Below are 9,294 nucleotides of genomic sequence, written 5' to 3'. Positions count from 1 at the left end.
TGGGGGGCGGCGCGTGGGGTGGGGGTGCGCGGCCGTGCCGCGACCGGCCGAGCTCGGTGCGGCTGGGCCGGCGGCGCAGCCGCGCTGACGAGCGCGGCCCGAGGGTTGGTGGGTGGGCTGTGGTTCGCGACCGGCCGAGCTCGGTGCGGCTGGGCCGGCGGCGCAGCCGCGCTGACGAGCGCGGCCCAGGGTTGGTGGGCGAGCGCTGTGGCTCGCGGCCGTGCCGCGACGGGAGCCGGGGCTGCTTGGTGGGAGTTCGTAGGCGCGCCGCTAGCGCGGCGTGTGCGTGCGGTCAGCTCGGGTGGGCGCGCTGGCGGCTGCGGCGCGCGGTCTCGCTGCGATCGGGGCTTGCCGGCCGCTCAGCGGCAGGCCGCGAGCGCGCCGGGAGCGGTGGTAGCTCGTGGCCCGGCCTCGAGCGGGGCCGCGACCTGCCGCGAGCGGGGCTGACCCCCGCGTGCAGCAGGCGCGGCGCACTGCGGCCGTGAGCGAGGTCTGTCAGGCTTCGCCGGCGAGGTTGGCCGCCGCGAAGCTTCCGGTGCCTGTGGTGCGCTCGTGCAGGACCACCGTGTCGCCGGCGAGCAGGGCCTTGCACGTGAGCCGGTTGCCGATCGGGTGCGACAGGGGCGCTATCAACAGCACCCGCTGCGGGCCCTCGGCGTTCGGTTGCGTCGTGCGGGCCATCTCCTCGTACACGTCCCGGTAGCAGACCAGGTTCGTGCCGTCGCCGGAGAACATCGTCTCGATCGAGCGCGGCAACGCGGTCTCCTCGTCCCGCCGCGGGGCGCGCGCGACCCGCGAAGTCACCAGCGGGCCTTCCGGATCCGTGGTCAGCACGTGGTCGACCTCGAGCAGCTCCAGCAAATCGGAGCGGCCCTCGTCGATGTGCACCACCCGAGCACCGAGCAACTGGGAGGCGAACTGCAGGAGAATTGTTTCCGGCGCGTTTCCTCCGGTAATTGCGACCAGTTGCCCGGGGACGATCCCCTCGGATTTCAAAGTCGCATGCAGCCGCCGTAATGTGTCGAAGGTCTCCCGATACGTCATCGACCGGCCACGATGGGCGAAAGCGATCTGGTCGCCGCCATCTAACAGCACGTCGAGGATGCGGGTCAGAAAGACGCTGGACTCGCCCACGTTCCCCCCGTTCAGCGCTGAATCGGAATCTGAATCCAGATCACCACAACCCGCGACGGCGCGCGAGGAATTGTGTCAGCGAGCACAAGAGGACTGGGCCACATCCGGCTACGGACGCCGGACCACCAGCCCGAGCGCGCCCGCCGCGAACCGGGCGACCGCGGCGACGGCGTCCCGCTCGGCCACCTCGTCGTCCGGAGAGGTCCAGACCTCGATGGTCCCGTCGGTGCCCAGCACGACCTCGCCCAGCATCGCACCGGTCCGCGGCTCCGCGATCACCCACGCGTAGCTCTCGTCCCGCGCCCACTCACGCGCCCGCCGCGCCACGTACTGGCTCGGCGCGGTCACCCCGGCCGCCGTCAGCGCCGGGCGGTCGTCCAGCTGGTCGTCGGATCGCAACTGCCGCAGGTAGTACCGGCCGGCGTTGATCTCCACCGGCTCCATCAGCGCCGCCAGCTCAGCACGACCGCCATCACCACCGGCACCAGCAGCACCACCCACATGCCGCGGGTCAGCACGAACACCGCCACCGCGGCGATCACCAGCAGCGGGAGCAGCCCGAGTCCGACCTTCCGCGCGGGCGGCCGCGCGGGCGCGGGCCGGTCGAGCACCCGCGGCCGGGGCGCGGGCAGGTCGGCGAACAACGGCGCCAGGTCCGACCGGGTCCGGGCCGCCGCGACCTGCGCCGAGCGCCGCCCGAACTCGTCGATGTCCAGCCTGCCGGTGCGGACGTGCTCGGACAGGGCGTCCATGGCCTCCGTGCGCTCGGCGTCGGACAGCCGCAGGTCCGGTTCGTCGCTCACCGGCGCCGGTCCCGCCTGCCGTGGGCGCCGTGCCGGTGCTTCTCCCAGTCCGAACCCCAGAAATTACTCGCGGCCGCGGTGAACACGAACGGCATGGCGACCCACCACCAGGTTGAGGTGGCGAAGGCCAGCACGATCGCCGCCACCCACAGGAACGGCACCGCGGCGGCCGCCACGCGCTGCGGCAACGGGCGGTCCGACCACTGCCGCGGCGGCCGGTCCGGCTTCTTCTCCACCGCCTTCGCCTGCCGCGGCTGCTCGAACACCGGGTGCGGCTCGGGCAGGTCGGCGAACAGTTCGGCGAGGTCCCGCCGCGTGCGGGCGGCGGTGACCTTCGCCGAACGGTCGCCGTACTCGTCGAGGTCCAGACGCCCGGCGCTCAGGTGCTCGCCGAGAGCCTTCAGCGCGGACTCCCGGTCGTTGTCGCCGATGCGCAGATCGGGCGAGGGAACCTCGGTCACACCGTCAGATTAGTCCTTGATTTCGAGCAGGGAAGCGCCTTGCGTGACAGCGGCGCCGACCTCGACGGAAAGTCCGGTCACGGTGCCCGACTTGTGCGCGGTGACCGGGTTCTCCATCTTCATCGCCTCGAGCACCACGAGCAGCTCGCCGGCCTCGACCTGCTGGCCGTCCTCGACCGCGACCTTGACGATGGTGCCCTGCATCGGCGCGGCCACGGTGTCACCGCTCGCCGCGGCCTTCGTGCCGCCGCCCCGCTTGCGCGGCTTGGCCTTCGCGCCACCGCCGCCCTTGCCGCCGCCGCTCGCCAGCGCGAGGTCGCCGGGCAGCGACACCTCCAGGCGACGACCGCCGACCTCGACGACCACCGTCTGACGCGGCTCGGCGTCCTCCTCGGCCTCCGCGGCCGCGATGAACGGCTCGATCTGGTTGTCGAACTCCGTCTCGATCCAGCGGGTGTGCACGGAGAAGCCGTCCTCGTCGCCGACGAACGCCGGGTCGCGCACGATGACGCGGTGGAACGGCAGGACCGTCGCCATGCCCTCGACGACCATCTCGTCCAGCGCGCGGCGGCTGCGCTCCAGCGCGTTCTGCCGGTCGGTGCCGGTGACGATGACCTTGGCCAGCATCGAGTCGAACTGGCCGCCGATGACGCTGCCGGTGACCACGCCGGAGTCGACGCGGACGCCGGGGCCCTCGGGGAAGACCAGCTTGGTGACGGTGCCCGGCGCGGGCAGGAAGTTGCGCCCGGCGTCCTCACCGTTGATGCGGAACTCGATGGAGTGGCCGCGCGGCTCGGGGTCCTCGGTGAACCGCAGCTTCTCGCCCTGGGCGATGCGGAACATCTCGCGCACCAGGTCGACGCCCGCGGTCTCCTCGGACACCGGGTGCTCGACCTGCAGGCGGGTGTTGACCTCCAGGAACGAGATCGTGCCGTCCAGGCCCACCAGATACTCGACCGTGCCGGCGCCGGAGTAGCCGGCCTCCTTGCAGATCGCCTTGGCCGACTCGTGGATCGTGCGGCGCTGCTCGTCGGTCAGGAACGGCGCGGGCGCCTCCTCGACGAGCTTCTGGTGGCGGCGCTGCAGCGAGCAGTCGCGGGTGCCGACGACCACGACGTTGCCGTGCAGGTCGGCCAGTACCTGGGCCTCGACGTGGCGCGGCTTGTCGAGGTAGCGCTCGACGAAGCACTCGCCCCGGCCGAACGCGGCGACCGCCTCGCGGGTGGCCGACTCGAACAGCTCGGGGATCTCCTCCTTGGTGCGGGCGACCTTCAGGCCGCGGCCGCCACCACCGAAGGCCGCCTTGATCGCGACGGGCAGGCCGTGCTCGTCGGCGAAGGCGACGATCTCCTCGGCGTTCGACACCGGGTCCTTGGTGCCCGGGACCAGCGGGGCACCGGCCTTGAGCGCGATGTGCCGCGCGGTGACCTTGTCGCCGAGGTCGCGGATCGCCTGCGGGCTCGGCCCGATCCAGGTCAGGCCCGCGTCGATGACCGCCTGCGCGAAGTCGGCGTTCTCGGAGAGGAAGCCGTAGCCGGGGTGGACGGAGTCGGCGCCGGAGCGCTTCGCCACGTCGATGAGCTTGTCGATGACGAGGTAGCTCTCCGCGGCCGTGGTGCCGCCGAGGGCGAACGCCTCGTCGGCGAGCTGGACGTGCGGCGCGTCCCGGTCGGGCTCGGCGTACACCGCGACACTCGCGAGCCCGGCGTCCTTGGCCGCTCTGATGACGCGGACCGCGATTTCACCCCGGTTGGCGACGAGGATCTTCGTCACCGGTCCGCCCTGGGTCGCGCTGGCCTGCTCGGGCACGCCCTTACCTCCATCTGGTCCTTCACGCAATCCCCCCGGAGCGTCGCGCGGCGCTTCCGCGGGCCTTTCCCGGAGTTTACGGCGGAGTAGTCGTGCTGCGGTGAGACCCGGCTCACGCTTACCCTGAAGGGGAAAGGGGTGGGCACGTGGGCAGGGGACGCGCGCCTCGTTCGGTTGTCGTGACCGCGGTCGTGGCGGCCGTCGTGGCGTTGTCTGCGCTGGTCACCGTGCGGTTGCTGCGCGAGGACGGGACGAGCGCGCAGGCGCCGGCCGACGGCGGCGGGACCAACGCGGTGACGGCGGGCGCGGACTGCGGCGAGGGGCCCTGCCAGGTGGTGGCGCGGGCGACCGTGGACGGCAAACCGGTCGAGCTGCTCGCCGATTCCCAAGGCGGCAACGGGCGATTTCAGGCGGGCGCGAACACGATCGAGGTGACGGTGACCGCGCTGGGCGGGCGCCTGGACGCGAACTCGTTGTCCTGCGTGAGCGGCACGGTGTCGGCCTGTCTGGTGCACGCCCGGCAGGAGGGGGCTGCGATCGCGCAGCTGCTCGTCGACCGCGCCGGGACCTGGCGCTCGGTCGACAAGCCCTACTACTCCAGCGGCGGGGTCGTGCGGCTGGACGACGTCACCGGCGACACCGCGCCGGAGGTGGTGGTCGTGCAGACGTCGCCGGTGCTGGCGCGGGTGTTCGCGCTCGACGGCAGTGCGCTGGGCTGCACCCGGCGCTACACCTCGGTCAGCCAGTTGCGTGGCTGGCCCGAGGTGCAGCTCAACCCGGGCGACCTGCGCGCCTGCAGCTAGGCCCGCGCGGGCTGCGGCGCGTCGAGCAGCGGCGCCGCGGTGGGGGAGTTCAGGACCTCGTCGTCGAGGAGGCCCTCCGTGCGCGCGATCCACGTCGGGATCGCGATCTGGCCCGCCACGTTCGTCGCGGTGCGCATCATGTCCAGGATCGGGTCGATGCCGTAGATCACGGCGATCCCGGTGGCGATCACCTCGGGCGGCAGGTTCAGCGTGCTCAGCGTCAGCGTGAGCATCGTGAACCAGCCGGTCACCCCGGCCGTGGCGATCGCGCCGAACACCGCGACCACGACGATCAGCAGGTAGTCGCCGAAGGACAGCGAGATGCCGAACAGGTTCGCGATGAAGATCGTGGCCACCGCGGGGTAAACCGCGGCGCAACCGTCCATTTTGGTCGTCGTGCCGAGCGGGACCGCGAAGCTCGCGTAGCCCGGGTCGACGCCGAGGTTCACCGCCGTCTGGCGGCTCAGCGGCAGCGTCGCGCCGGACGAGCGGGACACGAACGCGAACTGCAGCGCCGTCCACGCCTTGCGGAAGAACACCGCCGGGCTCACCTTGCCGACGAAGCGCAGCAGCAGCGGGTACACGCCGAACAGCACCAGCAGCGTGCCCGCGTAGACGGCGACGATCAGCGACAGCAGCGGCCGCACGAACTGGTCGCCGTAGGTGGCGAACGCGTTGCCGATCAGGCCGAGCACGCCCAGCGGCGCGAGCCGGATGATCCAGCCCAGCACCTTCTGCACGATGTCGAACACCGCGCGGTTGAAGTTCACGAACGGCTCGGCGCGGTCGCCCAGCGCGTACGCGGCGAGGCCGACGGCCAGCGACACGAGCACGACCTGCAGGATCTCGCCGTCGGCGAAGGCCTCGAACAGGTTGCTCGGCACCAGGTTGTTGATCAGGTCCAGCCACGAGCCCTGGTCGCGCGAGGCGAGCTTCTCCACGGTCGACGGCTGGGGCTGCAGCGAGACGCCGCTGCCCGGGTTCACGATCTTGCCGATGACGATGCCGATGAGCACCGCGATCAGCGAGGTCGTCGCGAACCACAGCACGGTCTTGCCGCCGAGGCGGGCCGCGGTGCGGGCGCCGCCGAGGCCGCGCAGGCTCACGATGCCGAGCACGATGGCGGTGAAGACCAGCGGCAGGACGGTGACCTGCAGCAGGTTCGTGAAGATCGACCCGATCGTGTCGAGGGTCGTGACGAGCCAGTCCTGGCCGGTCTGCTTCGCGAGGACGCCCAGCAGGGCGCCCACGACGAGGGCGACGACCACGATCAGGCCGAAGACCTTGGGTTTGGTGTAGGTCCGTAACAGGGACACGGGTTCGCTCCGGGGCGTGAAAGTCACTGGTTGTGCCGCGTGTGGTCAACACGCGGCGTCACCGGACTCTTCCCCATGCCCCTTCGTGTGGGGCAGTTCTCAGGATGTGGGAGACCAGAGGTCGGTCACGCTGATCCCGACCTCCGCGAGCAGCCGCCGGGTCAGCGGCAGGCTGATCCCGATCACGCTGGACGGGTCGCCGTCGATGCCCTCGACGAACCACCCGCCGAGCCCGTCGAGCGTGAACGCCCCGGCGACCCGCAGCGGCTCGCCGGTGCCCACGTAGGCGTCGATCTCGGCCTCCGACGGCGACGAGAACCGCACCCGCGTGGTCTGGGTGCCGACGGCCTGGCCGACCTTCTCGCCGCTCTTGACCAGCAGCACCGCGTGGCCGGTGAGCAGGTCGCCGCTGCCGCCTGCCATCTGCGCCCACCGCTTGCGCGCGGTCTCCGCGTCGCCCGGCTTGCCGAGCATCTCGCCGTTGAACGAGAGCATCGAGTCGCAGCCCACGACCACCGCGTCCGCGTGCGTCCGGGCGACCTCGGCCAGCACGGCCTCGGCCTTGGCGAGCGCGAGGGCGGTGACGAGCTCCTCGCGGGACGGGTCGGTCAGGGCCGCGGCCACGGCGTCCTCGTCGACGCCGGAGACCACGACACTCGGTTCGATGCCCGCGGCGCGCAGGACCGCCAGGCGGGCGGGGGACTGTGAGGCGAGAACGAAGTGCACGTCGGGAGGGTAGCCGTCAGGCCCGCGTGGCGGCTGGGGCGGGCGCCGGCCGCGGGGCCGGGCGGCGCATGGCGGCCGCCGCGATGATTCCCAGCAGCAGCACGGCCACCGGCAGCAGCATCGTCTCGCGCGCCGCGTCCGTCAGCGCCTGCGCCTGGTTCCCGCCGCTGCTCGCCATGCCCGCGCTGATCCGGGCCTGCAACAGCACCCCGCACGCCGCGCTGCCCAGCACGCCGCCGACCTGGCGGGCCGTGTTGAAGATGCCGGACGCGGTGCCGGCCAGCCGTGGCTCGACCGAGCTCATCGTCACGTTGCTCATCGGCGCGAACACCGAGCCGGTGCCCACTCCGCACAGCAGCAGGCCGGGGAAGGTGACCCACCAGGTGCTCGTCTCCCGCGCCATCAACGCGATGAGCCCGAGGCCGGCGGCGAGCGCGACGATCCCGAAGATCACCAGGTACTTCGGGTTCGTCCGGTCCGACAGGCGGCCGATGAACGGCGCGATGATCCCGGACAGCAGCGACATCGGCGCGGTGACCAGCCCGGCCTCGGTGGGGGACAGCAGCAGCACGTCCTGCACGTAGATCACCAGCGGCAGGAACATCGCGGTCATGGTGAAGCCGATCGTGACCGAGGTCAGCGTGCCCGCGGAGAAGTTGCGGTTGGCGAACACCCGCAGCGGCAGCAGCGGCTCGCGGCGGTTGTAGCGCTGCCACACCACGAACCCGGCGAGCAGCAGCACTCCGGCGGCGATCACCTCGAGCACGTTGACCGGGCCGGCGACCGTGCCCCAGTCGTAGTGCTGTCCGTTCTGCAGCCCGAAGACCAGCAGCGACAGCCCGGCGACCGACAGCAGGATGCCGGGCAGGTCGAACGAGTGGGAGTTGCGTGGCTGCCAGTCCGGCACCATCAGCGCCGCGAGCACCAGGCCGGCCACGCCCACCGGCACGTTGACGAAGAAGATCCACTCCCAGCCCAGCTGGTCGACCAGCACACCGCCGAGCAGCGGCCCGGCGATGGTGGCCAGGCCGGCGACCCCGCCCCACATGCCCATCGCCGGGCCGCGCTTGGCGGGCGGGAACAGGTGCGTGATGAACGCCAGCGTCTGCGGCGTCATCAGCGCCGCGCCCAGCCCCTGCACCGCGCGTGCCGCGATCAGCGTCTCGGCGGTGCCAGACAGGCCGCACCACAGCGACGCGAGCGTGAACACCGCGAGCCCGGCCAGGTACACGCGCTTCGGGCCGAAGCGGTCGCCGAGCCTGCTGGTGAACAGCATCGGCACCGCGTAGGTGAGCAGGTAGACGCTCATCACCCAGACGATGGCGTTGAGGTCGGTGTTCAGGCCCTTCACCATCGACGGGACCGCGATGGACACGATCGTGGTGTCCAGCAGGATCATGAAGAACCCGACGCACAGCGCGATCAGCGCCGCCCACGGGTTAGCTCGCTCTGTCATCGGATCTGTCCTCAGTGGATTCGGTGGGGACGAGGGAGAGTGCGGGGTCCTGGGTGTCGTAGTCGATCCACTGCAGGCGCCCGGACTTGATGTCGTGGACCAGTTCCCGGGTCCACTCGAGTTCGAACCGCACCTGCGCGGCGGTGTAGCGCCAGTCCACCCAGTAGATGGGCGGCACCTCGGCGGTCAGCTTGCGGGTGACGACCTCTTGCGCGGCGGCTTTCGCTTCGAGCTGCAGGAGGCGCTTTTCCAGCTGCTCCAGCGAGTCCTCGCGCCCGAGGTCGTCCATCGCCCCGAGACCGCTGACGTACTCGGGGTACTCGGTGGCGATGGTGCTGAGCATCGTCTTGGCGCGGTCGATGAACGCGTCGCGGCCCTGTTCGGTGAGGGCGTAGACGGTCCGTTCCGGCCGTCGGCCCTCGCGCTGGGTCTCGAAGACCTCGATGTGCCCGACGGCCAGCAGGCGGTCGACCGTGTGGTAGAGCGAGCCGGTCTTGACCGCGACGCGGTGCTCCAGGTGCCGGTCGCGCATCAGCTGGGTCATTTCGTACGGGTGCATCGGCCGCTCGTTCAGCAGCTCCAGGACGGCCAGTGCCATGGGTGTGAGTTTGGGTGCGGCCATGATCGCTCCAGTCCGTTTATTCCGCGTGGACTATACGGCGCTGACTATTGGGCTGGCAAGGAGGGGTCGGCTGGCGGGGTGGCGTGGCGGGTCGCCTGGCGCGTGCGGCGGGTCGGCTGGCGGGGTGGCGTGGCGGGTCGCCTGGCGCGTGCGGCGGGTCGGCT

At 71.5% G+C, this 9,294-nt stretch carries 10 protein-coding genes; 1 reads left to right on the top strand and 9 read right to left on the bottom strand.

Annotation, left to right across the window (positions count from 1 at the left end; translation table 11 throughout):
* Positions 1 to 495 precede the first annotated feature (495 nt).
* The 5 genes from ABZ215_RS42310 to ABZ215_RS42290 all read right to left on the bottom strand — a co-directional run bounded on the left by ABZ215_RS42310 (position 496) and on the right by ABZ215_RS42290 (position 4,207).
* Positions 496 to 1,134, bottom strand: coding sequence for an AMP-binding protein (locus tag ABZ215_RS42310; protein ID WP_193354416.1), 639 nt, complete (start codon positions 1,132 to 1,134; stop codon positions 496 to 498).
* Between the two features lie 108 nt (positions 1,135 to 1,242).
* Positions 1,243 to 1,578 (bottom strand): hypothetical protein, encoded by a 336-nt coding sequence (locus ABZ215_RS42305; RefSeq protein ID WP_354956472.1) that lies wholly within the window; start codon positions 1,576 to 1,578, stop codon positions 1,243 to 1,245.
* Positions 1,578 to 1,937, bottom strand: a complete 360-nt coding sequence (locus ABZ215_RS42300; protein ID WP_354956470.1) for a DUF1707 domain-containing protein — start codon at positions 1,935 to 1,937, stop codon at positions 1,578 to 1,580. The genes ABZ215_RS42305 and ABZ215_RS42300 overlap by 1 nt, the downstream gene beginning before the upstream one ends.
* Positions 1,934 to 2,398 carry a DUF1707 domain-containing protein gene (locus tag ABZ215_RS42295; RefSeq protein ID WP_354956468.1) on the bottom strand — a complete coding sequence of 155 codons (465 nt, stop codon included), beginning with the start codon at positions 2,396 to 2,398 and terminating at the stop codon, positions 1,934 to 1,936. The genes ABZ215_RS42300 and ABZ215_RS42295 overlap by 4 nt, the downstream gene beginning before the upstream one ends.
* Before the next feature lie 9 nt (positions 2,399 to 2,407).
* Positions 2,408 to 4,207, bottom strand: coding sequence for an acetyl/propionyl/methylcrotonyl-CoA carboxylase subunit alpha (locus ABZ215_RS42290; RefSeq protein ID WP_354956466.1), 1,800 nt, complete (start codon positions 4,205 to 4,207; stop codon positions 2,408 to 2,410).
* A gap of 179 nt (positions 4,208 to 4,386) precedes the next feature.
* Here ABZ215_RS42290 and ABZ215_RS42285 point away from each other — a divergent pair, with 179 nt between their 5' ends.
* Entirely contained in the window at positions 4,387 to 5,010 is a 624-nt protein-coding gene (locus tag ABZ215_RS42285; RefSeq protein WP_020423459.1) for a hypothetical protein, read from the top strand.
* Here the strand turns inward: ABZ215_RS42285 and ABZ215_RS42280 are convergent.
* The 4 genes from ABZ215_RS42280 to ABZ215_RS42265 form a co-directional block, all read right to left on the bottom strand.
* Positions 5,007 to 6,326, bottom strand: coding sequence for a dicarboxylate/amino acid:cation symporter (locus tag ABZ215_RS42280; protein WP_354956464.1), 1,320 nt, complete (start codon positions 6,324 to 6,326; stop codon positions 5,007 to 5,009). The genes ABZ215_RS42285 and ABZ215_RS42280 overlap by 4 nt on opposite strands.
* A 99-nt stretch (positions 6,327 to 6,425) precedes the next feature.
* Complete coding sequence (locus ABZ215_RS42275) at positions 6,426 to 7,052, bottom strand: Maf family protein (protein WP_354956462.1); 627 nt, start codon at positions 7,050 to 7,052, stop codon at positions 6,426 to 6,428.
* Positions 7,053 to 7,068: 16 nt separating this feature from the next.
* Positions 7,069 to 8,508 (bottom strand): MFS transporter, encoded by a 1,440-nt coding sequence (locus ABZ215_RS42270; RefSeq protein ID WP_354956460.1) that lies wholly within the window; start codon positions 8,506 to 8,508, stop codon positions 7,069 to 7,071.
* Complete coding sequence (locus tag ABZ215_RS42265) at positions 8,492 to 9,106, bottom strand: helix-turn-helix transcriptional regulator (protein WP_354956458.1); 615 nt, start codon at positions 9,104 to 9,106, stop codon at positions 8,492 to 8,494. The genes ABZ215_RS42270 and ABZ215_RS42265 overlap by 17 nt, the downstream gene beginning before the upstream one ends.
* Positions 9,107 to 9,294 lie beyond the last annotated feature (188 nt).

Source organism: Amycolatopsis sp. NPDC006131, from assembly GCF_040614175.1.
In the GTDB taxonomy this organism is placed as follows: Bacteria; Actinomycetota; Actinomycetes; order Mycobacteriales; family Pseudonocardiaceae; genus Amycolatopsis_E; species Amycolatopsis_E tucumanensis.
The sequence above is the reverse complement of the archived record's forward strand: the minus strand, read 5'-3'. Positions and strand labels throughout refer to the sequence as shown.

What these genes read in the sequence shown, in the direction of transcription:
- ABZ215_RS42265 (WP_354956458.1), bottom strand. Translation starts at nt 9,106, where the DNA reads ATGGCACTGGCCGTCCTGGAGCTGCTGAACGAGCGGCCGATGCACCCG.
- ABZ215_RS42305 (WP_354956472.1), bottom strand. Translation starts at nt 1,578, where the DNA reads ATGGAGCCGGTGGAGATCAACGCCGGCCGGTACTACCTGCGGCAGTTG.
- ABZ215_RS42270 (WP_354956460.1), bottom strand. Translation starts at nt 8,508, where the DNA reads ATGACAGAGCGAGCTAACCCGTGGGCGGCGCTGATCGCGCTGTGCGTC.